Below are 24,556 nucleotides of genomic sequence, written 5' to 3'. Positions count from 1 at the left end.
TTAAATATCCAAATCCTTTACAAACTTTGCGTGTGTCTGAATGAAATTCTTGCGAAGTTCAACTTCGTCACCCATTAACTTGCTAAACACTGCATCGGCCTTTTCGGCGTCTTCAACGGTAACCTGTAGTAAGACACGATTTTCCGGATCCATAGTAGTATCCCAGAGCTGATCGGCATCCATTTCGCCCAAACCCTTAAACCTGGTCACGCTGACACCTGCCTGCTTCTCTTTGGTGTCTTCGGAATTGATCTCGACACCCTTTTGCTTACGTTCAGCAATTATTTCATCTAGTTTTAGGCCATACTCATGATCGCTGTATATATATGATATTTTCTTGCCCATATGAAAACCATGAGTTGGTGGCTGAGAAAGATAGACATATCCGCCTTCTACAACCTCGCGCATATAACGGAAGAAGAATGTCATTAGGAGCGTAGCGATATGTGAACCGTCGACGTCGGCGTCGGTCATGATAATAATCTTGTGGTAACGTAAACCGCTAAGATCAAACTGCTCGCCAATATTCACGCCCATGGCTTTGATTAAAGCTACGATCTCTTTATTATTGAGCATTTTGTCTAATCTGGCTCGCTCGACGTTTAGCACTTTACCTCTTAGAGGTAAGATGGCTTGGTGCTTCGCATCACGTCCTGTTTTGGCTGAACCACCAGCTGAGTCACCTTCTACTATAAAAATTTCGGAGTCGGCAGGAGTGCGACTAGAACAATCCCAGAGCTTACCCGGCATCGAAGCTCCATCAAGCACGCCTTTGCGTATGACGTTGTCACGTGCTGCGCGAGCCGCTTTACGGGCTCGAGCAGCTAAGACACCTTTGCCAACTATACCTTTGGCGATTGCCGGGTTTTCTTCTAAATAATAGGCAAGGTACTCTGAGGTAACCTTTTCAACGCAACCCCTAACTTCTGGATTACCCAATTTATTCTTTGTTTGACCTTCGAATTGTGGGTCGGGAATCTTGACCAATATAACTGCAGTTAGACCTTCACGTACATCATCGCCAGTTAAATTGTCTTCTTTTTCTTTAAGCAGATTATTCTTGCGTGCATACTCATTAAGAATACGCGTTAATGCAGCACGAAAACCAACTAAGTGCGTTCCACCTTCAGGGTTATGGACGTTATTGGCGAATGCGCTAACTACCTCGTTGTAGCTATCGTTATACTGAAGTGCGATTTCGACCATAACATCGTCAACCTGTTTTTCGGCATAGAATACTTTGTCGCCGATGGGCTCCTTGCCGACGTTCAGGTGCCGGACATAGCTCTGAATTCCACCCTCGAAGTAGAACGAGCAGCGCTTACCAGTTCGCTCGTCTATGACGGTAGTTTTAACACCTTTAGTTAAGTAAGCTTGATGGCGTAGGTAATCGACCACCCACTTATACTCAAATGGAGAATCTTCCATAATAGTCGTATCAGGCCAGAACGAGATAATTGTTCCTTTTCGATCTGTTTTTCCAACTTTTTTGATAGTTCCTTGGGGTGCACCAGCAGCGAATTCTTGCTGGTAGATGTCGCCGTTAAGATGAACTTCTGCTACCAGTTTGCGTGAAAGAGCGTTTACTACGCTTAATCCAACACCATGTAGGCCACTCGATACTTTGTAACCACCTTCACCAAACTTTCCGCCGGCGTGTAGAATAGTTAGAACAGTTTCAAGTGTACTTACACCAGTTTTGGCGTGCTTTTCGACCGGAATTCCTCGACCATTATCATCGACTCTAACGCCCCCATCGGCGAGCAGTTCGACCTTTACTTCTGTTGCGTGTCCAGCAATCGCTTCGTCAATACCATTGTCGGCAATCTCTTTGATCATATGATGAAGGCCGTCGATGCCGGTGCTACCAATGTACATGCCCGGACGTTTTCTGACTGGTTCTAGACCCTCAAGAACCTGAATCGAACTGGAGTCATACTTAGCAGTAGCTTTATCTTTGTTCATACCCTCACACTTTTCTTAATTTTTGACTTTAGCAGATTATACGTCACGAAAGGCTATCCAATCAAGCCTAATGCTTGTCAATAACGCTTATGCGTGCTTAAATAAGCATGAAAATTACGGGGGAAACATATGTTTAAGAAACTGGTGTCGAGCTTGCCTCTCAATCCTAGTTTGCTGCCAGAAATTGGCTATTACGCAAAACGATTGCACCAAGAGGAGTCAATACGCAGAATCGGATTTGTAATGGTTGCATTGGCGATGTTGGTGCAGATGTTGGCAATTGTTTCACCACCAAAAACTACTTTGGCTGCTCACGCGAGTAATGTGGTTGCCGGTGGCACCTCTAAGCAAAAGATCCAGTCCGCATACAGCAATAACCGCGACGACTTCGGACGAACAGATATTCAAAATATATTTGGTTATTATGGGATTACTCAGAGCGACATAAATAATGGGACAATTGCAAACATAAAGTCTACCGATAAAAACTTTATTACTACTGGTCGTGAACTATCAACTCAAAGACAATCAGAAAATGTTAGAGTGGCCATACCAGGAGCTATTACGAGTTTCTATGAAAGACCATTGACGGTCTGGGACATTAAAAGTGCCTATAACCCCTACAAGGCAATCACAGGCATCGCAACTGGTAACGGCTTATTGAAGGGTCGACAATTTTGGGTTCTAATCGATAACACCTGGACTTCTTCAGCTGATGGTTGTGGCAATATTACTTTTGTTCAGTTTGACCGTAAACCAAAGCTAGAAATAAAGAAAGAGAAATTAACTGCCGGCGAACTCGAACCTGGTGATACTGCAGATTATAAAATTTACTTCCGGAACACTGGCTCAGCTGTTGCCGAAAATGTAACAATTACCGACTCACTGCCAACTCAATTCGAATTTGTATCACAATCTGTTGTTGCCCGGACTCAGCCTACTTTTACTCAAAGCAATCAAACTTTAACTTGGACATTTGCCAACTTAGCTCCTGCAACCGATTACTCTTATATTGTCTTAAAGATCAAAATTAAAGATATAAGTGGCCCGATCGAAGCCTGCAACTCTGCCACGCTTAATGCCAACAACCACGCCAGCATAAAATCAGATAATTCGAGTACCGAGCGCTGCATAACAATAAAAGAACCAGTCTGTCCTGTGTCGGGCAAACCAATACCCCCTGGTGGAATCGATGATTGTACAAAACCATGCAATGATTCATTTATAGATTACGATGAAGATTGCCCTCCTCCACCACCAGAACCGGTCGCCTACATTGCTTGTACTGAGCTGAAGATTACTGAAGTAAAGGGTTGGGATACGCGTGTGTTCCAAGTAGTTATTTCCGCAGAACCAGGTGCCGAACTCAACTCAGTCAGCTACTACTCGGATGGATCAAAAATCGCTACTCACAAGACTACCGCGAACGCAATCACCGACGAACTAAGTTATTCATTTAGCGAAGGCGAGCATGAAGTTTCTGCTCAGATTAGTGCCAAAAAAGGTGAGGTACGCGAGAGCTCAACATGTAAAGTCGTGTTCGACATCGAGAAGCCAGAGGAATTAAGCCCAATACTTACTAGAAGAAAATCTGTTATCTTTACCAGTACGGGCGCTAACGCTAATGGTCAAACTGCTCACGCAGGCGACGAACTAGCGTTTACATTAACGGCTGCAAATGATGGTACTGCAACTGCCCCCAACGAAGTTTTTAGAGACGATATTGCCGATATCTTAGAGTATGCCGATATTACCGATAATGGTGGTGCCGCGTACGATAGCATCGCCTTAACACTTACCTGGGATCCTGTAGATATAGAGCCGGGTGAATCCGTAAGCAAGACGTTCAAGGTGCGAGTTAAAAACCCTATCCCTTCAACTCCTGTTGCCGCATCCGATCCGCTCAGCTACGACAATCTGATAGATAATCAATTTGGAACGACAGTCCGCGTTAGGTTGCCTAAATCTGTCGACAAACAGATCGAAAACGTTGTTGGTAATCTGCCGCGTACCGGACCAGGTACAGTTGTCGTGTTAAGCGTCGCTGGCTTTATGGTAATCGGCTACTTCTATTACAGAACGAGATTAATGGCAAAAGAACTCGATATTATAAAAACTGAGTATATATCAGGAGGAATGTAGTAATGTCGGAAAAAGCACCTATCAGCCCAGAGAGTCGGGGCGAACAACATAAATCACCCGAAAGGCACGAAGCCGACAATCCAAAAACACACGAGAGTGAAAATAGCTTACCAGCTAGCCAAGAAACTGTCGCCAATCTTTCAGGAGAAGTTGCAAGACTGGCCGAGAGTAGCCAAGAACACATGTCCCATTCTGCAGAATCATCTGAGCCAACCCCAACATGGTCAAACTCGGCTTTACGTAGTCATACATACCGCAACATCCTTCGTAGCACACAGCGCAAACTCAATAAGTTGGACCGTGGTATGAGTAAAATTATTCACCGTCCCCTGGTCGAGCGAACAAGTGAGACTGCGGCCAAAACAATCGCCAGACCGACCGCAATCTTAACTGGCGGCGTAAGTGCTTTCGTTGGGAGTATTATCGTTTTATATTATGCAAAGCGGAGTGGTTTTTCGGTAGGACTAAGTCTGTTTATCATTCTGTTTGCGGGCGGGTACTTAATCGGTCTACTGATCGAGCTTATTATTAAAACTTACTCTAAGCTCTCGAGAAATTAGCTAAAAAGACTACATCTTTATCTCGTGATCATCACCTAGGTGAATGCTGCCATCACTACTAATCGAGTCGGTTTGGGTTTTTTGAATTGGCTCAGTTGCAGGTGCAAGTGGCTGAGTTGGCGCAGTTCGATTATTCATATTGGGTCTATTTATGCTCGACGGGGCTGGCTGCGGGGTCGTAGAGGCTGCTGGCTGCGTGTTTGATGTATTTATGGGGAATTGTTGCGTCGGTGGCAAAGCGGGCGTTTGGGGTGGTATCTGGGTCGCAGGCATGCTAGGCGGTGGGCTGAATGGCCTTGGCTGAGGTTGAGTCATCGGTGCTCCTTGATTGCGTTTGTTTAGCCAGTCATCAAGAAACGCAGATCCAGTTGATGGTTTAGGTTGCGCAAGTGATTGGTTGCCGGCGGCAGGTAGACCGGGTTGAGCCAACGATGGCGGTGCTGGCGCAGGTGTTAGCCGCTTTTTTATTTCCGCATCTACAACTGTGCGCGGTCGCCCAAACTTGGCAGCCGAAAGCTGAATTAGGGCATCTTTAAGCTCAGAGTTCTGATGACCAAGTGGTGGCAAAGTCGCCATACTGAATGGCTGAGTCGGTACACCACTCAATAGCATCCTGACCGCCGTATTGCCCACAGGCAAGCGAGTTAAGTCATCAATCTCAAAGATTGGACTATAAAACTGCCTAACCATGTTTTCGGCATCTTGGGCGCTGAGTCGAAATGATATTGCCGAACCAACGTTTCCAAAGATAGCTTCACGGACCTCATCATTTAGCTGTGTAGTAAACTGATTGGCTACTATTAGGCTAAGGCGAAACTTACGAGCTTCAGATAATATTGATGCAAATGAGTCGGTAGCAAAATTCTGAAACTCATCAACATATAAGGTGAAGTCAACCCTATCTTCGGGATCTAGATTCGCACGACTCATAGCTGCCATCTGGAACTTAATTACGAATATCATGCCCAGAAGCTTTGAGTTAAGCTCACCAGTTTTTCCTTTACTCAGGTTTACTATAAGAATTTTTTTAGTGTCCATGATGTCTCGGAAGTTTATCGAGCTCTTGGGCTGACCAATAATATTGCGCATCATCTCATTACCTAAGAAGGCGCTAAACTTACTTACGAACCAGCTTTTAACTTCACCGAATTCATTTGATCGCCTCGAATCAGGCATCTCTTTTTGCCAAAAATCTAAAACGGTCTGATCTGTAACATATTTAAGCTTATCGTTTAAAAATTCTTGATCGTTAAATAGTTTCGGAATATCTATAAAGGTTCCACCATTCGGTCCCGCCATTACCGCCAGAGCAGCGTTTCTGAATAGGTGTTCGTATCGCGGTCCAATAATTCCCTGTTTTTCTGGATCATACAGTTTGTAGAGCATGTTTAGACCCTCTTGTACCAAAAAGTCTTTTTGATCTGGGTGGTCAAATTCAAACATATTCAAACCGAGTGGGTATTCCATATCGGCTGGATTAAAATAAACTACGTCTTCGGTGCGCTCTTTTGGCACCATCGACAATAGCTTCTCGGCTGTGTCACCATGAGGATCAACAAATGCGAATCCATTCCCGTTGATCATATCTTGCAAAGCAATGTTCTCTAGTAGTACAGATTTACCTACACCTGTTTGTCCGACGATATATACGTGTCGCATACGATCTTCATTTGTAAGCACAATCTTCTTCTTTGTGCCTCGAAAAACGTTATAGCCGAGTACCAGGCCGTCGTCAGGCATATTTCGAGGACCATCGACCTGTTTTGATATCTGTCTCTGGAGCTGCGAAGTCGGAATATTGTCTTGATTCGGAAAATGAAACAGCGTTGCCAGCTCAATAGCATTTAAAATGTTTTTGTTATTTTCTGGTGGGAAGAAACGCATAATATATGCAGTTACAAAACTCTCGATGTTTCTGGCCTCAACATGCTTAAAACCATTTCGACCTGGTGCTTCAAACAGCGCAAATGAAGCAACTATATTGCTATGTATCGCTTGTGCACGCTGCGCCACATTTGATGATACGATTACCCGGATAAGTACTTCGAACCCAGGATATTGAGTCTTCGACTCTATAGCATCGATAACCGCCTGATCAACACTGCTTAATTCTTTGGGCTTGTCGGGGGATGAGCCGCCCTTACTTTCTTCTGGTGGCTTAACTGGTGCCATAAGTGCTTGTTTTGACCAGCTGGCGATATGACTTCCGGCAGACTTCTTTTTGTCTTCTCCTTTACGTTTTTTGCTGGCAATCGACATCGCATTCTTTGTCCACGTCTTGTTGGCCGGCCTGATCAGTATCTGAACAGCCGCCCCGTCCTCTTTTTCTAGTGTAGCCATAGCGCTAAGTAACGACTGCATCGAGTCACGCTTAACCTCTTGATAGGTGGCAATCGGGTAAGCATAGTTCTCTTTTAGCACCAATTCTCCACCAATGGTGCCGGTTATTTTTCCTACGGAGTTGAAAATGTTCTTATCTGAAGTCTCCTCAACTCTTGCGGACGGATATGCGCTGACTATTGCCTGTTGAACTACCGAGACTAAGGCTACTGGAACTGCAGCATAGAAATACACAAAACCATTCTGAGCAACTATCTCAAAGGCAAGATGCCTCTGACCGTACACATTATTCATAAAGCCCTGTTTAACGGCTGTCGTCGAGATAATGTTGTATAGTACTTGAGCTTTTGAAACGTTTTCGTCTACTACATCTCTGGAGTCGCGTGATCCAGAATCGATATCGTCACTAACTGGTGGGAGATGTATGAGTAACGGTACCATTTTGAGACCACGCTCGTATCCTTTAGCCTCACGCATCAATTTCCGAGCGTGCAGAACAGCATATAACACTAGGCCGAATAGAATAGGAGTTAAGACCAGTAGAGCGGTTAATGCTTTAGTCATTTAGTTATCTACTTTTATATCTTTACCGTATCGTTTTTTGATATATTCTGCCGAAAAGGTAGATAGTTCCTCTTTCTGTCTTTTCGGATCCTCGGCTGTTCCAGCGATGATTTGTTTAGCCTTACGCACCCAAGCTTTCTCAATCACGCTAAAGTCACCTGCCTGCAAGTCATCTTGAGCTCCTGTATTGCCTATGCCATCGTTCTGGGCATGGGCTGGTGATATTGGTTGAGCATACTGCGACGGATCTGTCACAGGAAGAGCCGGCACTACGGGAACGGAGGTAGGTGCAGCCTCTAGCATATTTGGGCGATTTACAGAGTCGCGCTCACCATCGATCGGTGTGGGTAATTCAAAGTTATTAGACTGTCCTTGAGCATTTTCGTTCATGTTTAACTAGATTATATATGAGAAAGCTAAGGATTAAAACGTCGCAATATATACCAGTATATTAGGGTATTGAAGATGCCCGCAGATAAGATAGACCATGGATTAACCAAAGATAAGGAACTCAGAAGCAATAATTCAACAACTGTGTAAGCAATTATGCCAGCAAGGAGCCTGGGGTGCTTTTGTTTTAATATACCCCTTAGAAAAACTAACGATATAGTAAAACAACTAGACATCAATAAACTAGCACCAATCAATATGTTCTCTTTTATCACGGTACCCTGTTCGGAAAATGGCGATACGTAAGCAAAGAATATCAAAGTAACTATTATTAAGCCGATGGATACTGCGATGTTTAGATAATTCGTCGAGACTTTATAATTTTTCATGCGTATAAGCCTAACACAGAAACCCCTTCTCGCACTTAAGGGGTTTCTGTGTGAAGCCTAAAAGCTTCTAGAGAGCTCGGTGGTAAATCCGCCCAATATAAATGACTTATGTGGCGCTTACCTACCCGAGCTTGACTGACCGCTCCTAAAAATAGGAGCGTTATCAGACACTAAGTTTTAGGGTCTGTTGGTTGATATTCATTTGTGGCTTTTTGTTTTAAAACCATGCCAAAATACTAGCAAATTTAGCCTCTGATGTCAATCATATTTGTAGTTATTAGTACAACTACTATCTGTAAAATTTAAATTATATTAGTTGTGTTTGTTACAACTTTAATTATGGCTTGTTAAAATTATGAATGTATAAAAAGTTTACTTATGACGTATTGCTAGTATGCGAATATGTTAAATGAGGTGCTTATTTTTATGGCCAAGAGACAAACTATATAGCCCAAATGCACCAACTTAACTCGGCTAGAGAGCTTAGATACATTCCCTCTCCTGATTACTAAAATCAATGCGTGTCGAATAAAAGTTGCATCGTGTGTTGTTTGGCTATGCTACGAACAGACCTGTGTCTAATTCGTCTAAGTCGGCTTTGAGTAGTGTATGGATTAATCAGCTTTATAAAACTATACCGTGCAAGAGAATCTACGGATCGTCTTGAAATATGAATCATGGCTTTCTACATGCATGAATTTAGTTATGAAAGTCATATCGATTTTCCACAAGAATGTTGTTGACAATAGAATATAAGACTTCTATTATTGACGCAGCACTTGAATAAAAAAAGTGCTCAAAAACAAAAAGAACTACAGTAAACAACGGTTACTCGCAGACCGTTGTTTCTTTTTTGTTTGGAAATATCTAAATAGTCTATACTGTTAGTAGATGAAGTCACGTGGAGCAATTAGCTTAGGGTATGAATGCGTTCTGATTGATGTGGAATGCCATATTTCCAATAACCTACCTGGTATCACTATAGTTGGGCTTGCGACACGTTCGGTTGATGAGTCGAGAGAAAGAATCCGAGCAGCGTTTTCTGCAAGTGGACTTGAGCTGCCGCGACGGAAAATATTGATTAACCTTGCACCAGCAGATATAGCAAAAGATGATAGTGGTCTTGATTTTGCGATTGCTGCGGCGATCATTGGCAAAGATATGGCCAAAGGCCTTGGAAACTCAGCCTATATCGGCGAGCTCGGGCTTGATGGAATTCTTAAACCGGTCCGCGGGCTAGTTGGTAAACTGCTCGAAGCTCGTAGTCAAGGTGTAGACTCAGTTTATGTACCTGAGGTTATGTCCGAACAAGCTGCGCTGGTACCCGGTATTAAGATTTACCCCATAAAGAACCTAAGGCAGTTCGTATCGATTATCCAAGGAGAAGAGATCCAATTAGTCAGATCAAGCTCATCAAAAAATGCACCTAAGAGAGAGTACCTACTAGATGATATTGTGGGTCAGGCGCATGCAAAAAGAGCTTTGCTGGTGGCAGCTGCTGGTAGACATAATTTGCACATGTATGGTCCCCCAGGCACTGGCAAGACCATGTTGGCGAAAGCCGCAAGCGAACTCCTGCCAAATCTATCGAGAGAAGAGTCATTGGTGGTCACCCATATACACTCACTTGCCACACACGAGAGTGATGCAATTATCGATCAGGCGCCCTTTCGAGCGCCTCATCACACAGCAAGCGATATATCAATTATTGGCGGTGGGAGTCATGCTCGGCCAGGAGAGATAAGTTTGGCTCATTTGGGTATTCTGATGCTAGACGAGCTTCCAGAATATAGTAAATCGACTCTCGAGGCACTCCGTCAGCCATTAGAAGATAAACGAGTTACCGTTAGTCGTGCACGCGTTAGCACAACCTATCCCGCAGATTTTATGCTCATCGCGACTAGTAACCCCTGCCCTTGTGGTTTCTACGGCTCTGATAAGCCTTGTAGTTGTAGCCCATATGAGATTATCCGCTATCAGAAACGATTATCTGGCCCGATTATGGATAGAATAGATATGCACATCCAAGTAAACGCTATCGATCCGGAAAAGCTCCTCGAAAACGTGGCCCAAAAACAGAAGACCGTTGATTACAAGAAAATAGTAGCAGGTGCACATGAGTCTCAACGAAATCGCAATTCCGGTAAGCTAAACTGCTTATTATCGGCAAAACAGCTCAATAAGTTTGGCCAACTTTCGACTGAGGCTAAGCATTTCTTAGACCAAGCGGCACATAGCCTAAAATTCTCTAGCCGAGCCTACATAAGAATCGTTAGAGTAGCTAGAACTATTGCAGATTTAGAGCATTCAGAAGAAATAAGCAAGAATCATATAGGCGAAGCCCTCCAATACCGACAGCGTGATTCAATATTATGAGCATTTAACACTTGTCTTTAAGAAGTTAATCTGGTAAACTAGCGTCCGACTTGAAAGGAGTTACAGAATAAACAAGCAGACCCGCGTCAATCACGCCATTCGAGCAACTGAGTTGCGGGTAATTGGTGAGGACGGATCACAACTAGGTGTCTTGAGTAAGGCTGAAGCAATTCGAGCGGCTCAGGAAGCCGGACTTGACCTCGTAGAAGTGTCATCAAGTGCTAACCCACCAGTTGCCAAGATCGTCGATTGGGGCAAATACAACTATCAGCGCGAAAAGCAGTTGCAAAAGAATCGCCGCAATGCGAAATCAAACGAGCTGAAGGAAATGCGTTTTGGCCTAAAGATAGGTGGTCACGACATCGATGTAAAGCTCAGTAAAATCTGTAAATTCCTGGATAACGGCAGTAAGGTAAAGCTCAGTATCGTTTTAAGAGGTCGCGAGCTAGCTCACAAAGAATTGGCTTTTGAGCTAGCCGACAAATTACTCGATAAGCTGGGTCAAGATATCGCCGTCGACCAGCAACCTCAGTTTGCCGGTAAACAGTTAACAATGGTCATAAGGAGTACAAAGAATGCCTAAGTTAAAAACCCATAGCGGAACAAAGGATAAGATCCGAGTTACCCGAAATGGTAAAGTCATCCGCCGTAAAGCAAACGGTAACCACAATATGAGCAAAAAGAGCCACTCACGCAAGCGTACTTTAGTTTCGCCAAAACTAATCGGCGGAACGATTGCCAAAAACATTAAGAAGAACCTAGGAGTTAAGTAATGAGAGTTAAACGAGGCGTTACTGCACGTCGACGCCATAATAATATCCGTAAAGCGACCAAAGGTATGCAGCGCGCTCGACGCTCTAGCGTGCGTCTAGGCAAGCAAGCTGCTGTTCGCTCATTACAATATGCATATCGTGATCGTAGAAACCGCAAACGAGAATTACGTGGTCTATGGGCAACTCGAATTAATGCCGCTGCTCGCGAGAATGGAACCACTTACTCAAAGCTGATCAACGACCTAAAGAATGCAAACATTAGTCTAGATCGCAAAATCCTTGCAGAACTAGCTGCCCGAGAACCAAAAGCCTTTGCCCAGTTAGTCAAAGCCACTAAGTAAGGTCTGAGGCCTCTGACAAATTAAAATGACCCCTACACGGGTCATTTTAATTTGTCAGTTAACCTATAAGCCGGGTTTTGTCGAGATCGATCATCTATCTAGTCAGGTATACCCTGATCAAGCGGTGTCTTTGTAACTCGCGGTAGGCGCCGGCTCCTAGAAAAGAAGCTTGAGTCACTCCTTGCTACAGACAGGGTTTACCAACATTCCATAGTCACCTACAGATGTTGTGGGCTCTTACCCCACTCGTTTCACCCTTACCTCGTAAAACGAGGCGGTACACGTTTCTGTGGCACTTTCCCTAAGGTCACCCTTGGTCGCCGTTAGCGACTGTCGTTGCCTTTATGTAGCCCGGACTTTCCTCCCCTCGCATATTGCGAGCGGCGATCGATCGGTTAGCTGACATAGATATTGTAACAGAATGATTAATCTTTGATGTGATCGTCGAGAATTTTATTGACTATTCCATCGGCCACTTTATTGAGTTCTCGCGGAACATGCGAAATATTGAACTCTCTAAATTTACTGGACTCCGACTTAATATGTTCGTATACCGGCCAAAGATCGCGATTACGCACTTTATAAATGCCACTAATCTGATTAACAACTAACATACTATCCATATAGACTTTTATTTTATGTATACCAAGCTCGTGAGCTTTTGCTAACCCAGCTTTTAGTGAGTGATACTCAGCTTGGTTATTTGTAGTTACTCCCAAGAATTCACCGCCCCTAGCTAACTCGTTATTGTGGCTATCGAATATCACAAAACCGCTTGCAGACGGACCAGGATTTCCCCTAGAACCACCATCACAGTATAAACATGAGCTATCATTCTGTGTTGTTAGAACATCAACACTTTCTGATTTCTTATATGTTAAAAAGTTATTCACTCCGTCGATGAATGGTATAGCGGCTTGATCATTATATATTTCTACCTCTACCTGCTCACCAAAATTTGCGAGTCTTGGCTGTACCTTACAAGAACGGCTAAGTTTAGCTAAAAAGGTCATGAATGCCCATGCTTGATCAAAGCTTTCAAAGTCTTTTTTTAGCAGGAGTGTTGAAGCTTCTGTTTGTTTCCAGTCCATAACTACATTGTACACGCATGCATGGATATTTTATACTTTGAATACACGGGATGTGGCGCAGTTGGCTAGCGCGTACGGCTGGGGGCCGTGAGGTCGCAGGTTCAAGTCCTGTCATCCCGACCAATTAGTATATAAAAATGCACCAACTACTTGGTGCATTTTTATGGCTGATGGTATGAGTATCTGGAATAGATAACCCACGTGGGTGCCCTCATAACCTACCCGCAAGTAGATTGAATATTAGGCTCCCATATATGAAGTAACAGATAATCATATAGGCCATCAGCCAGTAATAATTATAATCCTAAACAATCAAGTTTAATAGTGCCCTATTTGCCCAAACTAGTAACGGTCTAACCAGCGGATAAGCAAACACAAATACAAACATGATAATCAAGATACCCATTCTCTCTAAGTTGTCCATCAAGCGACGTACACTATCAGGTGCGAATGCATACAGCACCCTAGAACCATCTAGCGGTGGAACTGGTAGCATGTTAAATACAAAAAAACCTATGTTAACAACAGTAAAGATGGCAAAACCGCTGGCAGCAAGCTCCCAGCCATAATTAAAAGCTATTTTATATGATGTAGCACCTACAACAGCTAGTAAAAAGTTTGTGGCTGGTCCAGCCAGAGCTAAGAGGGCTGCACCGTATTCGTCAAACTTTAATCTAGTGGGGTTAAATGGGACTGGTTTAGCTGCCCCAATTGGTGGTGCGCCTGCGATTAACAGTATTAATGGTAGTAGTATTGTTGTGAACATATCAACATGCACTAAGGGATTAAAGCTGATTCTTCCCTGGCTTTTTGCGGTATCATCACCCAAGAAATAACCAGCGACAGCATGCATCATTTCGTGTAACGATATTGCCGTTACAATCGAAATTATTGCAAAAACTATTTCTATCCCACTAATACTACTCATAAAATTTCATTATACAGTTTACAACATTACAGATCCATGTAAAAACCTTTATCTAAACTATTGATTGACTAATCAGATCAATTACTATAGAATAATCAACTGAATTTTAAGCAAATTATAGGTAATTCAAATGCAGAAATGTGAAATTAGCGGCAAAGGCAAACAACATGGTCACAATGTTAGTTTTTCACTACGCCGTACAAAAAAGGTCTGGAAACCAAACCTACAAACAAAAACACTTTTCGTAGACGGAAAAAAGGTACGTGTAAAAATCAGTACATCCGCCTTGCGCACGCTTAAGAAGAAAGGCGCCATTGCCTCAACAAAATAGTCTCTCACTGAGAGACTATTTTTTTTACAACCCGACCAGAGGGTCTCAGTCTAGTATATAAATCTGGGTTTTGTCGGATAGATCAGCTCTTTTAAGCTTTAAGCTCCTGCCTATTTTCTGAGCCTCTACTCCCATAACTTTAACAAACTCATCGCAAGCAGCCTGTGGCATATCAAAGTTAAGTGATTTGTCGGCGTAATGAGTGGGTATAACCACCTTTGGTTCTAATTGTTTAACGATCTTTGCTGCTGCAATCGCATCCAGTGTATAGCCAGAGCCGCCGACCGGTATAAATAACAGGTCGATTATACCTATGTCCTCTAGTTGCTCGTCGCTTAAATCTGGGTGAATATGTCCGATAACTGCAAACTTTATATCCTCGGCAACACCTCTAAAGATGGTGGCTAACATCTTGTTTTCGTCTTCTTCTATATGAGACCTGGCTGCAATTCCGGTTAACATCACGTCGCCCACTTCGTAATTCCCAGGCAAGCTAAAGCTTATTGAGTACTTACTAGGTAGTCCTAAAATTGCTTCATTAGTTGATGCAGCGATATCGTCGCTAGTTGTAACTGATTTAGCCCCTAGTCGAGCCAGGTTATCATCAAAAACAATCGTTGTTAGCTTAGTCTTTAAGCGAATACAGTTCGCACCAAAAAAATCTACTTGCATGAATATCTCCTGTTATTTATCTGTTAGTATACCGTTTTTATCAACTTTTATAGACAGCTTGCCCTCAAGCATTGTCACCACAAATCTGTCTTTTATTTGGCGTCGATAGTCAAATTCGTGTTTCGCAAAAGTCGCGAATCGTATTTCTGCTCCTGTCGATGATTCAAGTTCTGTTACATATTTATCGAGCGCTGCCTGATTTACATCACCGACAATCAATAAATCAACCGGGGCAGTCTTATCTCTAGTGAATACCCCTCCAAGAATCACTAACTCAACATTCCCTAGTGCTCTCTCTTCTTCAGGGATCTCAGCAACGTTCGACTTCTTATCTTCGACGGTTGCCTGTTTGTCTTTAGTTGGCTTTTCTTTCTTAGGGGTAGTTGCGTAGGCTCGCCCACCAAACATACTAGAAAGTGCTAAATAGTGCTCGTACTTCTGATTAACCTCGTAATACAAGCGATTATTAGAGCTGTCTGACTTGATTATCCCGATTGACAATAAATTTGATAGCTCACGACGAACTGAGTTAATTTGTTCCTCGACTTTGCGAGTAATTTCGCGCACATAAAATGAGCGATTTGGGTTAGACATGAACAATCTAAGTAACTTAACCCTGGTTTTAGATCCAAATAGTTGCTCGATCATATCTTTTATTGTAACTCAAAAAATAATCTGTTCAAACAACTACTTGATTAGCGTCGTGGTTTGGGATACCTAAGATCGAGATAACGTACTTGCTTGTTTGTCTTCTGGATCTTCTTCTGAGCTGTTGTACCGATATATTTTTTTGTGGCCGGGTCGACTATGCAATCTCCGAAAGATGCTTTATCTGGCTGATATACGCCTGGCTTACGCACTACGTACCAGCCGCTAGGGCCAAAAAACAACCAGCCACTGAATATTTGCATGATCTTCTCTAGCGAATCAATAATTACTTTGGGTAATTTAGCTACAGGGGTACGTCTAAACCAAGATACTGAGCGTCGTTTCACAACCACTAGGCCAGCTTCGCTTAACAATCTCATCAGATACTTTGGATGATAGTTACGTATTAGCTGAAAACTACCGTCGTTCTGCAAGCCACTCGCCCCAATATCTACCCAGTCATTACGCCAATCACTAAAATCTGCTCGCAATATGCACTTTAGTAAGCGCTTCAGGCTATTTTTATTGGCTGCCTCTATAATTGCTGTTCCGCCCGGTTTGAGAACTCTCGATATCTCTTTAAAAAATAGATCGGGGTCGGTTAGATGATGAATTACTCGAATCGAAATGATAGCCGACTGGGTGTCGTCGGCAAATGGAAGATGGTATGCGTTTGCAGCAATGTGGCTTAAGGCAAGCTTCTTGTCTTTTGCTGGTTTCAGGCTTAAGTAGAACTCATTCGTAGCATAATCGACAATTACTACCTGTTTGAAGCGTTTTGCATATAGATTTAGAAGTCGGCCATATGAGCCACCGATATCGACTAGCCATTTAGACTTACTGTGGTAGTACCCAATGAGTTGTTTAAGCAGCATCCTTTCAGCCCGATCCTCATATGAGCGCCCATCCCAAAACCTAGCATATTCAAACTCTGCGTTCTTGGTTTCGTACTGGACTACATATGGTTCGCTAACTGATTTAGCTTTAGGTTTTTTTGGCATGGACATGAGTATATCACCCTACTTTGGGCTGCGACAACCGATCTACAACAAACTTGAAGGCTTTGTTCGTGTCAGAGAACCAATATATCGCCTGATTCCGCTTAAACCAAGCATATTGTTTTTTGGCGAGCTTTAAATCAGACCTTACAGAGTTTTCCAGCGCATCATTTATACTAATTTGTTGATAAAAATACGGCCTTAAACTCTGATAAATATTTCCCTTTAAGGCTTCAGAGTCCGAATCATAACGTTCGTAAGCCAGCTGGACTTCTTTAAGCACCCCATCATCGAGCATTCGTTTGAGCCGCAGGCGTATCCGCTCCCCTAAAACATCCTTATCGAGTCTTATGCCAATAACCAAGGCTCCGTTGATCATTTTAATATCACCTGACCTAACTCCACCTTGCTCAATGGCCCGAATAAGATATCGCTTGTTTTGGCTGTTTTCCGGCAAGTCATAGCCAGCATTTAGGATTATTGATTGCAGCTGTTCGATCGTTTTCGATTCATATTCTGCGCGTTCGGCAGTGTTGGCAGCGGGGCCTAACTTATAATCATAGAGGAGACTATTGACGTATAGCCCGCTACCTCCAACTACTATCGCTAGTTTACCCTTGGCGTGTACATTTGTGATTGCCTGTTTGGCTTGAGTTTGAAAATCTGAGACAGTAAATGGCTTGCTCTGATCAGCTACATCAATCATATGATGTTTAACTGCCCGCATATCTTGTTGCGTTGGCTTAGCCGTACCAATATCTAGGCCCTTGTAAACTGTTAGCGAGTCAGCAGCAATTATCTCACCATCTAGCACTTTGGCTAATCGCATTGCTAAACTACTTTTGCCACTGGCTGTTTGGCCAACTATAAATAAGGTGTCTATCTTCATGTTAGTTATCTGGGACCCAAATGTACTTATCAATATCCAAGACCCAGCCTTTATCGGTTTCAGTGAATTGCACCCCTTCGGCTTCTAGGTGTTGCTGTTGAGCCTCTCGTCCACCATGATATCCACTTGCTAAGCCACCAAAACGATTAACGAGTCTGTGCCAAGGTATATCTAAATTGCCATAGTGAGCTACTCCGCCAACTTGTCGAGCGGCTCGGGGATGACCAATCATTGCAGCAACCTGACCATATGTCACTACTTTGCCAAAAGGTACACTCGCAACTACAGACTCTACAGACTTTCCAAACTTACTTACATTCATCATGCTACATCGATGATTTTAGAACACGGGACTTGCTTTCATTAGCAAGCGATTGCAGGAAATTTTCGGCTGGCAACTCTGTATCAGCCTCAACTACCCGCAGATCATCCCGAATACGAGGCTTTAATACCCCGCTGCTAACTTCTTGCTCACCAACTACTATGGTATATGGAACTCGATCGGTAACACTTGATCGGATCTTTTTACCTACCGATTCGGCACTATCATCTACACTAACACGAATCCCTAAGTCGTTAGCTTTACTCGCAAGCTCTTTTGCATAGTCGAGCATCGTCTGATCTTCACCGCTAACAGTAATTATTCGCAACTGCTCAGGCGCCAGCCAAACTGGAAACTTACCCGCAGTATGCTCGATTAGCACCGATAAGAATCTTTCTAGCGAGCCGGCAATCGCAGCGTGGATCATTACAACTCGTTCATTCTCGCTCTGTTCATTAGTACAAGTTAAATCAAAACCTTCTGGCTGGTTAAAGTCTAGCTGGATTGTTGCGACCTGGTGTTCCCGACCGATTGCATCTTTGGCCTTAAAGTCGATCTTAGGACCATAAAATGCTGCTTCTCCGATTCCAATTGCTACTTCACCAACTCGTTCGTTCACTAAGTCTTGAAGTGTTGCCTGGGCTTCATCCCATTTGCTTTGTTCGCCGGAGTATTTATCTGGCTCTTCTGGATCCATAAATGACAATTCTGGTCTTACTTCCATGCCATATGCTGCGTAGAAGTTTTCGATGATATCCCATATCTTATTCGCTTCATCACGAATTTGGCTTGCTCGACAAAACACATGCGCATCGTCTTGAGTTATCGAGCGGACCCTACTCAAGCCACCCAGTTCACCGGTCTGCTCATCTCGATATACCATAGTCGTGTTGCTGTATCTTATCGGCAAATCTTTATAACTGCGCTTTTGCGATGCATAAATCTGTGTGTGGTGAGGGCAATTCATCGGCTTCATCACAAACTCATGTCCGTCTCGAGTAGTTATCTTGAACAGCTCTTCACTAAATTTTGTCCAATGACCACTTTTTTCGTAGAGGTCTTTTTTGGTGATATGTGGTATCTCGACTGGTTGATAACCATATTCTGAGCGCAGTTCTTGAACGAGCTTATCTACCTGCATCCTTAGCACTGTTCCTCTTGGAGTCCAGAGCGGTAAGCCCGGACCCACTAAATCGGAGAACGTAAATAGATCCATCTCTTTACCAAGTTTTCGATGATCACGTTTTTTGGCTTCTTCGAGCATCTGCAGATGTTGTTTAAGCTCCTCTTTGGTAGCAAAGGCCACCCCATACAGACGCTGCATCTGCGGGTTATTCTCTTTGCCTCGCCAGTAAGCCCCAGCCACACGCATCAATTTAAAAGCTCCCACTTTACTGGTTGATTCAAGATGAGGTCCTCGACATAAATCACAGAAATCACCATTCGTATAAAAACTAACTTCGTGTACTTTTGTGTCATCACTTGGTAAGCCAAGTTCAGCAATATCTAGATCTTTGGCGACAGTGGTACCGGCACGTTTTAAATCGTTAAGTAATTCTTCCTTATATGGCTGATTGTGCGCTTTGGCCCAGGAGATTGCCTCGTTAATCGGCATCATACTCTTTTCAAAAGACTGATTTGCGGCAATTACCGAATGCATTTCTTTCTCAATTTTTTTAAAATCTTCTTCACTTATCTTGGTGTTTCCTAGGTCGATATCATAGTAAAAACCGTTTTCGACTACTGGGCCAACGCCAAACTTAGCTTCTGGCCACAAGTGTTGAACCGCAGTCGCCATGATATGGGCTAGACTGTGGCGCATTGCATATAGTTGGTCTTGATTGCTCATAATTTACTCCTTATAAAAGATAAAAGACGCTAAGGTATTATCTGTAAACAGGTCACACCTTAGCGTCTCGGTCCAGGACTAGCCCGGAGGTTCCACCTCGACTTTTGCTCTTACTACTTTAGATAACGCTCTTCGTAGTCACCCCGGCGAAGCTCCATGGTTGGTTAGTCCACTTCAATACTTAATACCTAAATACTAGCAATAATCTAACTTATTGGTCAATGTTTACAGTAGTTTATAGTTCGTATTTGAGCTATCGATCTCGATAACCGATAGTCCATCTTTGGCTACCATAGATTTTGTTGTACGTAGCTCCCAATCAAGATATTCTCTTTCATCATCTGCTGGATCCCACCATTTTTTGAGCTTTAATCGTCTTATGTGCTCGTCTAGGGGAATTACCAGCAAAACTCCAGACTGGAGAACATCTGGAAACATGGTTCTAAATTTAATCACTCTGTCGGCTTCAAAATCCAGAAATTGCCATTTTATCAGTATGGCTTCAAACCCCTGGTTAAAAGCCAATCTTATATCTTCAGCAATCTGTTCTCGCTTAGTCTGGGCATCGGGATCAAAACCAACGTTATGTTCTATGCTACCCCTAGAAAAACTAACCTTACCAACTGGCAAGCCAACAAGCTTCTGTAGTTTTTTATCGTGAGCTACTGCACGGATAAATGTTTCCTTACCAGTCGCACTACAACCATAAACCCAAATTATTTGTTTCATTAGAAATATTTTACAACAAAAAAGTCGCCTGCTCTCGCACACGCAGGCGACATGTATGAAGGTACCGAGAGGTATAAAACCTCTCCCAAAACTTCACCTACCCAATAGTCTACACCCGCTAGCCATTTTTGGCTAGTCTAAATCTAACCTAAAATGGCTAGCCTTTCCACATACTGTGTAAAATATCATGGATGATATAAGCTGTATTTTGTTGGTGTCATAATTGATATAAAAATCCACCTACTCTTAGGTGGACATACATATACATTGGTGGGTTCGGAGGAACTCGAATCCCCGACCTCTTCCACGTCAAGGAAGCGCTCTAGCCAACTGAGCTACGAACCCATGCGGTACATAGAAGTGTAACAGAGGTTATCTGACTATTCAACTGCGGTAGCTTTTTGCAAGTTGCTGCAGGTAGTGAATATTGTGGATCGAAGCTAAGGTTCCGGCAAGCGGTTCGGTCTGCTTAAATTGATGCCTGAACCATCCCCTCTGAAAGCCATTCCTGCAGGTGTAGCATCTGCAAGCTTGGTCAATTACCTCTTTGCTCGATTCATTTTCCAATCTCTTTAAATTGTCTTTCTTATCCCCACTTAACCAGACTGAGCCATGCCGAGCATTCCTGGTAGGTAGAACGCAATCCGCCATATCGATGCCGTGCGCGTAGGCAAAGTGCAGATCTGGAGGATCACCTACCCCCATCAGAAAATGTGGTCGACCTGAATCATAGTGTGGTGCCAACAATTCTAGAATCTTATACATCTCGGTTTTACTTTCTCCTACAGATAAGCCACCAACTGCTATACCATCTACGTCGGTTTCTTGCACAAATTTAAGGCTTTTTAGGCGAAGTTTCTCGTCTAAGCCACCTTGGGCTATTCCAAACAATAGCGGCCGCTTCTCTATGTCTTTGGTCAAGCGATTGAATTCTGCTATGGAGCGGAGTAGCCAGCGGTGAGTGCGATCGAAAGCCTCGTTAGTCCGAGCGCGATCATTTTCCGATAAACCAGTTAAATCATCGAAAGCCATGACAATATCCGATCCTAGAGCCAACTGGATTTGAACAGATTTCTCAGGAGATATAAACACCTTATCACCGGTTTTAGGATCTTTAAATTCCACCCCTTCTTCGGTGATTTTACGCGTATGAGCCAGAGAAAACACCTGAAACCCACCAGAATCGGTCAGAATCGGCTTCGGCCAATTCATAAATTTATGTAAGCCCCCCAACTCTTCTATTACTGACTCTCCAGGCTGCAAATGGAGGTGATAGGTATTCGCTAATACAACCTCAACCCCCGCCTCTAGCAGTTGATCTGGTGAGACACTTTTAACTGCACCTCGAGTCCCATCGGGCATAAATACGGGCGTGTAGACTCTACCGACCCGAGTCTCAAAGTAGCCACTGCGGCCGTACCTAGAGTTCTGTTTTAGAACTGTGAATTTAGTCATATCGACACCTACTCTAGCAAAGACTAAGATTGAAAGCTAATCTGTTAGTTCATATAGCCGAACAAAACTGCCTCGTCCGTTTGCGACTTCAATCGGTTGGCCCCAGGCTGCCGGCAGACTAAAATCTTGCCAGCCATAGCTGGCAGCTAACCAAATTCTCCTGCCTTCGAGCTCTGACAAGCTTTCTACCCTCAACCCTGGTTGGCGAAAAATCGGCTGGAGAGAACCATAATCTTTTTGTTCGTAAAGATAATGGACTGGCTGTTTGGTCAGATTATAGTGGTTCAAATCAAACCAGACTCCAAAATCTAATGCAACAATAACATCACCGGATTTGTAGCCCTGATTAATAATCTGAAACGTCTGGTTAGCGCTGTTGTCTCGTTTGTCGACTCCCCGAAGTACATTCGATATTCCTATAGAAAAAGCTATGATAATTACCATTCCTAAACTTAGGCCAATCTTTTGAGTGCGTTTTGTTGTTATAAGCCGCCAAACAACCACTCCTATCAGACCATAAAAAAAGTACGCGTATTGCGCAAAATAACGAACATAGAAGTAGGAGCTCGTTCCTGGAGCAGCCGAAATTAAAAACAGAATCAGTACTGGTAGCCAGAAACTATTTAGTAGCAAGTTATAGCCCTGGCGATCAACTGAAGGCTGTTTGCGAACCCAGCGAGTCAGGCTTATTAAGAAGATTACTAGTAGTAAAAGAGTGATATACGAACTTATCTGACGCACATCATAATCGTGATAAAGAAGTATTTTACCGAACAGATTACTGATCGATAGTTCGTTAATCTGAGGTATCCAGAAGCCATTATTTACAGATCCAATCTGTCGCATGAATGTTGGTAGCCATGGCAAGAATAGCCCAAAGCTAATACCGCCTGCGACAAGCAGCCCTTTTCTTACGCGTCGAAGTGCTTGAAGCCAGCGCTTTAACCTACCACTTGTCTGTGGGCTCTGGTTAACTCTGATTATATAAACTAGATGCGGTACGAGGATTAGGCTACTAAAATAATGAGTATAGACACATGCAGTTATTAATAAACCGTAGACAACCCATAGCTTTAGGCTACGCGCAGCGAGGCGGCGTTGCATCAATACCACCAGAACGTAAGTTGAAGCCAAGATGAAAGTCGCTACCAATGTATACATCCGCGCCTCTTGACTGTATCTGATTACAAATGGTCCTAGTGAGGCAAAGATTGTGCCAACCGTTGCAGTGCGCCGCTCAAAGAGTCGTGCCAGCAATTTGTATAAGAATATTAGGGCTGCAACCCCAAAAACAACACTTAAACTACGCATTGCAATGTCTGACGACCCAAAAACATCTCGCCAATAAAACATGACTATGTAGTAAAGTGGCGGATGAACGTCGACTGCAGTTAGTTCGATAGCTTGTCTGGCAGAGTGATCGGTGATGGCTGATGTATAACTTTCGTCGAACCAAAAACTGTACCGCGCCAGTGTTGGTAAAGTGAAGCAAAGTAAAATAATAGCTGCCACTAGCCACGGATATTTTTTTATTTGTCTAAGTAGCCACTTCACTTGTATTCACCTTTGTTTATATTACGACGAATAATATATAGTTCTTTTAAAGTTTGACGCATGGCTTTTAATTGACTGTCGCCGGCTAAGCCTTCCCCAGATTTTGGATCATGCCAGTCTGCTATCGACTGTTGAGCAATGCTAAGTTTATGTATCTGGGCAATTGCTAGAATCTCTATGTCTGTACCCCAGCCATTAATCTTTGCACGACTGAAGATGGTTGCCGCAGCCACACGCGTAAATGCCTTAAACCCGCATTGGGTATCTCGGGCATTTCTAACAGCTAAGATACGAATGGCGAGATTACTCAGCCTAGAGCTAGCTTTACGAAGTATAGTGTTATGCATTGTAGCCAAATTTCGGACTCCAATTACAATATCTTTACCAGCTTCAAGTGTTTTAAGGGCCACTTCAATATGATGGAGTGGCGTAGCCATATCGGCATCCATGAATAGTTGATACTCACCAGTTGCATGCTTAAACCCATGGCGTAAATCACGTCCTTTGCCAACCCGACTAGGTAGCTCTAAAACGACTAGTTTATTAAATATACTACTATGCGATTTGGCCCTGCTGGCAGTCCCATCACCACCGTTAGCTGCAACCACAATTACTTCTGTGTTATCTATAATTTTAGTATCTCTAAGATAGTCGGCTAAGCAAGTAAGCGTTTGGTCGATATATTTGGCCTCGTTATAGGCCGGAATGATGATCGAATACTTCATTTTGACTTCCCAAACACTACGAACTTATAGAAGAAATAGTTCCAAATCATCGTCGTTGCAGTCGCTGCTGCTTTCGCCAAATTAATAACTAAAAGATCGCTTGATCTGCCAATAAGTAGGTTGGTAAGTGTTTCAAGCGGACCAGTCCACCAATGAGCTAATGCGGCGATTACAAGTGTCTGAATCACATACAAACCAAATAGCGTGCCAGAGATAAACAGAATAATCTGACGGTGTCGACGTTCGGCACTAGAAGACCTAAATACTAACCTCTGGTTAGCCCGAAAACTAAATATCATCGTCAGTGATGTCGATATAATATTGGCGATTAATACCGGGGCTCCCAAGCCTGCAACCAGAGTGTTTAATATCGTAAAATCGAGAATAGTATTTAATACCCCAACAAGTGCAAATCTTATAAAATCAAACTTTTTAACAAGTTTTTTAGCTGTTTTTACTGGCATATGCTTATTCTACTCTAACACTAGTAAAATCGTTAATATTTGAGGCACAAGCATTTTTATC

General features: G+C 43.2%; 23 protein-coding genes, 2 tRNA genes and 1 other RNA gene. 8 read left to right on the top strand and 18 right to left on the bottom strand.

Going from position 1 to position 24,556, the window contains the following annotated elements; all coding sequences use genetic code 11:
- Window positions 1-1,965, bottom strand: a complete 1,965-nt coding sequence (gene gyrB, locus H6798_01915; GenBank protein MCB9821272.1) for a DNA topoisomerase (ATP-hydrolyzing) subunit B — start codon at window positions 1,963-1,965, stop codon at window positions 1-3.
- Between the two features lie 129 nt (window positions 1,966-2,094).
- On the opposite strand from gyrB, the gene H6798_01910 reads away from it, so the two are divergent.
- Together H6798_01910 and H6798_01905 are read left to right on the top strand one after the other, a co-directional pair.
- A complete protein-coding gene (locus tag H6798_01910; GenBank protein ID MCB9821271.1) occupies window positions 2,095-4,107 on the top strand; it encodes a DUF11 domain-containing protein in 2,013 nt (670 codons plus the stop codon).
- A 2-nt stretch (window positions 4,108-4,109) separates the two neighbouring features.
- Window positions 4,110-4,667 (top strand): hypothetical protein, encoded by a 558-nt coding sequence (locus H6798_01905; GenBank protein MCB9821270.1) that lies wholly within the window; start codon window positions 4,110-4,112, stop codon window positions 4,665-4,667.
- Window positions 4,668-4,676: 9 nt separating this feature from the next.
- Here H6798_01905 and H6798_01900 read toward each other — a convergent pair whose 3' ends face one another.
- Together H6798_01900 and H6798_01895 are read right to left on the bottom strand one after the other, a co-directional pair.
- Window positions 4,677-7,571 carry an ATP-binding protein gene (locus H6798_01900; GenBank protein ID MCB9821269.1) on the bottom strand — a complete coding sequence of 965 codons (2,895 nt, stop codon included), beginning with the start codon at window positions 7,569-7,571 and terminating at the stop codon, window positions 4,677-4,679.
- A complete protein-coding gene (locus H6798_01895; GenBank protein ID MCB9821268.1) occupies window positions 7,572-7,961 on the bottom strand; it encodes a hypothetical protein in 390 nt (129 codons plus the stop codon).
- 1,280 nt (window positions 7,962-9,241) lie between these two features.
- Between H6798_01895 and H6798_01890 the strand changes: the two genes are divergently transcribed.
- From H6798_01890 to rplT, 4 genes are all read left to right on the top strand, one after another.
- Complete coding sequence (locus H6798_01890) at window positions 9,242-10,726, top strand: YifB family Mg chelatase-like AAA ATPase (protein ID MCB9821267.1); 1,485 nt, start codon at window positions 9,242-9,244, stop codon at window positions 10,724-10,726.
- Between the two features lie 112 nt (window positions 10,727-10,838).
- Window positions 10,839-11,309, top strand: a complete 471-nt coding sequence (locus tag H6798_01885; protein MCB9821266.1) for a translation initiation factor IF-3 — start codon at window positions 10,839-10,841, stop codon at window positions 11,307-11,309.
- The gene (gene rpmI / locus H6798_01880) at window positions 11,302-11,499 is read left to right on the top strand and encodes a 50S ribosomal protein L35 (protein MCB9821265.1); all 198 of its coding nucleotides are present in this window, start codon (window positions 11,302-11,304) and stop codon (window positions 11,497-11,499) included. The genes H6798_01885 and rpmI overlap by 8 nt, the downstream gene beginning before the upstream one ends.
- Window positions 11,499-11,840: a 50S ribosomal protein L20 gene (rplT, locus tag H6798_01875; GenBank protein MCB9821264.1), complete on the top strand. Its 342-nt coding sequence runs from the start codon at window positions 11,499-11,501 to the stop codon at window positions 11,838-11,840. Before rpmI ends, rplT begins: the two co-directional genes overlap by 1 nt.
- 50 nt (window positions 11,841-11,890) lie before the next feature.
- Here rplT and rnpB read toward each other — a convergent pair.
- Both rnpB and H6798_01865 read right to left on the bottom strand, forming a co-directional pair.
- An RNA gene (gene rnpB, locus H6798_01870) (RNase P RNA component class A) lies at window positions 11,891-12,243 on the bottom strand.
- Window positions 12,244-12,265: 22 nt separating this feature from the next.
- Window positions 12,266-12,931 carry a ribonuclease HI family protein gene (locus H6798_01865; protein ID MCB9821263.1) on the bottom strand — a complete coding sequence of 222 codons (666 nt, stop codon included), beginning with the start codon at window positions 12,929-12,931 and terminating at the stop codon, window positions 12,266-12,268.
- 46 nt (window positions 12,932-12,977) lie between these two features.
- Here H6798_01865 and H6798_01860 point away from each other — a divergent pair.
- Window positions 12,978-13,054, top strand: a tRNA-Pro gene (locus H6798_01860).
- Window positions 13,055-13,235: 181 nt separating this feature from the next.
- Here the strand turns inward: H6798_01860 and H6798_01855 are convergent.
- Window positions 13,236-13,859 (bottom strand): site-2 protease family protein, encoded by a 624-nt coding sequence (locus tag H6798_01855; protein ID MCB9821262.1) that lies wholly within the window; start codon window positions 13,857-13,859, stop codon window positions 13,236-13,238.
- Between the two features lie 130 nt (window positions 13,860-13,989).
- Here H6798_01855 and H6798_01850 point away from each other — a divergent pair, with 130 nt between their 5' ends.
- Window positions 13,990-14,190 (top strand): 50S ribosomal protein L28, encoded by a 201-nt coding sequence (locus H6798_01850; GenBank protein ID MCB9821261.1) that lies wholly within the window; start codon window positions 13,990-13,992, stop codon window positions 14,188-14,190.
- Window positions 14,191-14,235: 45 nt separating this feature from the next.
- Here the strand turns inward: H6798_01850 and H6798_01845 are convergent, their stop codons facing one another.
- The 12 genes from H6798_01845 to H6798_01790 form a co-directional block, all read right to left on the bottom strand.
- Entirely contained in the window at window positions 14,236-14,862 is a 627-nt protein-coding gene (locus H6798_01845) for an MBL fold metallo-hydrolase (GenBank protein MCB9821260.1), read from the bottom strand.
- Window positions 14,863-14,874: 12 nt separating this feature from the next.
- Window positions 14,875-15,510 (bottom strand): transcriptional regulator, encoded by a 636-nt coding sequence (locus tag H6798_01840; protein MCB9821259.1) that lies wholly within the window; start codon window positions 15,508-15,510, stop codon window positions 14,875-14,877.
- A gap of 47 nt (window positions 15,511-15,557) precedes the next feature.
- Window positions 15,558-16,511: a methyltransferase domain-containing protein gene (locus tag H6798_01835; protein ID MCB9821258.1), complete on the bottom strand. Its 954-nt coding sequence runs from the start codon at window positions 16,509-16,511 to the stop codon at window positions 15,558-15,560.
- A 13-nt stretch (window positions 16,512-16,524) separates the two neighbouring features.
- Window positions 16,525-17,397 (bottom strand): tRNA (adenosine(37)-N6)-dimethylallyltransferase MiaA, encoded by an 873-nt coding sequence (locus H6798_01830; protein MCB9821257.1) that lies wholly within the window; start codon window positions 17,395-17,397, stop codon window positions 16,525-16,527.
- A gap of 1 nt (window position 17,398) precedes the next feature.
- Window positions 17,399-17,722, bottom strand: coding sequence for an MGMT family protein (locus H6798_01825; protein MCB9821256.1), 324 nt, complete (start codon window positions 17,720-17,722; stop codon window positions 17,399-17,401).
- Window position 17,723: 1 nt separating this feature from the next.
- Complete coding sequence (locus H6798_01820) at window positions 17,724-19,568, bottom strand: threonine--tRNA ligase (GenBank protein ID MCB9821255.1); 1,845 nt, start codon at window positions 19,566-19,568, stop codon at window positions 17,724-17,726.
- A gap of 225 nt (window positions 19,569-19,793) precedes the next feature.
- Complete coding sequence (locus H6798_01815; GenBank protein MCB9821254.1) at window positions 19,794-20,297, bottom strand: hypothetical protein; 504 nt, start codon at window positions 20,295-20,297, stop codon at window positions 19,794-19,796.
- Between the two features lie 268 nt (window positions 20,298-20,565).
- A tRNA-Val gene (locus H6798_01810) sits at window positions 20,566-20,642 on the bottom strand.
- Between the two features lie 39 nt (window positions 20,643-20,681).
- On the bottom strand, window positions 20,682-21,752 hold the full coding sequence (gene tgt, locus H6798_01805) for a tRNA guanosine(34) transglycosylase Tgt (GenBank protein MCB9821253.1): 1,071 nt from the start codon (window positions 21,750-21,752) through the stop codon (window positions 20,682-20,684).
- Between the two features lie 36 nt (window positions 21,753-21,788).
- Window positions 21,789-23,306 carry a glycosyltransferase family 39 protein gene (locus tag H6798_01800; protein ID MCB9821252.1) on the bottom strand — a complete coding sequence of 506 codons (1,518 nt, stop codon included), beginning with the start codon at window positions 23,304-23,306 and terminating at the stop codon, window positions 21,789-21,791.
- Complete coding sequence (locus H6798_01795) at window positions 23,303-24,031, bottom strand: glycosyltransferase (protein MCB9821251.1); 729 nt, start codon at window positions 24,029-24,031, stop codon at window positions 23,303-23,305. Before H6798_01795 ends, H6798_01800 begins: the two co-directional genes overlap by 4 nt.
- Window positions 24,028-24,495, bottom strand: coding sequence for a GtrA family protein (locus H6798_01790; protein ID MCB9821250.1), 468 nt, complete (start codon window positions 24,493-24,495; stop codon window positions 24,028-24,030). The genes H6798_01795 and H6798_01790 overlap by 4 nt, the downstream gene beginning before the upstream one ends.
- Between the last annotated feature and the right edge of the window lie 61 nt (window positions 24,496-24,556).

This window comes from Candidatus Nomurabacteria bacterium (assembly GCA_020631905.1).
Classification (GTDB): Bacteria; Patescibacteriota; Saccharimonadia; order Saccharimonadales; family VXPC01; genus JACKGQ01.
The sequence above is the reverse complement of the archived record's forward strand: the minus strand, read 5'-3'. Positions and strand labels throughout refer to the sequence as shown.

Excerpts from the sequence above, each read along its gene's own strand:
- gyrB (MCB9821272.1), bottom strand. The coding sequence starts at position 1,965 with ATGAACAAAGATAAAGCTACTGCTAAGTATGACTCCAGTTCGATTCAG.
- H6798_01910 (MCB9821271.1), top strand. The coding sequence starts at position 2,095 with ATGTTTAAGAAACTGGTGTCGAGCTTGCCTCTCAATCCTAGTTTGCTG.
- H6798_01905 (MCB9821270.1), top strand. The coding sequence starts at position 4,110 with ATGTCGGAAAAAGCACCTATCAGCCCAGAGAGTCGGGGCGAACAACAT.
- H6798_01900 (MCB9821269.1), bottom strand. The coding sequence starts at position 7,571 with ATGACTAAAGCATTAACCGCTCTACTGGTCTTAACTCCTATTCTATTC.
- H6798_01895 (MCB9821268.1), bottom strand. The coding sequence starts at position 7,961 with ATGAACGAAAATGCTCAAGGACAGTCTAATAACTTTGAATTACCCACA.
- H6798_01890 (MCB9821267.1), top strand. The coding sequence starts at position 9,242 with ATGAAGTCACGTGGAGCAATTAGCTTAGGGTATGAATGCGTTCTGATT.
- rpmI (MCB9821265.1), top strand. The coding sequence starts at position 11,302 with ATGCCTAAGTTAAAAACCCATAGCGGAACAAAGGATAAGATCCGAGTT.
- rplT (MCB9821264.1), top strand. The coding sequence starts at position 11,499 with ATGAGAGTTAAACGAGGCGTTACTGCACGTCGACGCCATAATAATATC.
- H6798_01865 (MCB9821263.1), bottom strand. The coding sequence starts at position 12,931 with ATGGACTGGAAACAAACAGAAGCTTCAACACTCCTGCTAAAAAAAGAC.
- H6798_01855 (MCB9821262.1), bottom strand. The coding sequence starts at position 13,859 with ATGAGTAGTATTAGTGGGATAGAAATAGTTTTTGCAATAATTTCGATT.
- H6798_01850 (MCB9821261.1), top strand. The coding sequence starts at position 13,990 with ATGCAGAAATGTGAAATTAGCGGCAAAGGCAAACAACATGGTCACAAT.
- H6798_01845 (MCB9821260.1), bottom strand. The coding sequence starts at position 14,862 with ATGCAAGTAGATTTTTTTGGTGCGAACTGTATTCGCTTAAAGACTAAG.
- H6798_01840 (MCB9821259.1), bottom strand. The coding sequence starts at position 15,510 with ATGATCGAGCAACTATTTGGATCTAAAACCAGGGTTAAGTTACTTAGA.
- H6798_01835 (MCB9821258.1), bottom strand. The coding sequence starts at position 16,511 with ATGCCAAAAAAACCTAAAGCTAAATCAGTTAGCGAACCATATGTAGTC.
- H6798_01830 (MCB9821257.1), bottom strand. The coding sequence starts at position 17,397 with ATGAAGATAGACACCTTATTTATAGTTGGCCAAACAGCCAGTGGCAAA.
- H6798_01825 (MCB9821256.1), bottom strand. The coding sequence starts at position 17,722 with ATGATGAATGTAAGTAAGTTTGGAAAGTCTGTAGAGTCTGTAGTTGCG.
- H6798_01820 (MCB9821255.1), bottom strand. The coding sequence starts at position 19,568 with ATGAGCAATCAAGACCAACTATATGCAATGCGCCACAGTCTAGCCCAT.
- H6798_01815 (MCB9821254.1), bottom strand. The coding sequence starts at position 20,297 with ATGAAACAAATAATTTGGGTTTATGGTTGTAGTGCGACTGGTAAGGAA.
- tgt (MCB9821253.1), bottom strand. The coding sequence starts at position 21,752 with ATGACTAAATTCACAGTTCTAAAACAGAACTCTAGGTACGGCCGCAGT.
- H6798_01795 (MCB9821251.1), bottom strand. The coding sequence starts at position 24,031 with ATGAAGTATTCGATCATCATTCCGGCCTATAACGAGGCCAAATATATC.
- H6798_01790 (MCB9821250.1), bottom strand. The coding sequence starts at position 24,495 with ATGCCAGTAAAAACAGCTAAAAAACTTGTTAAAAAGTTTGATTTTATA.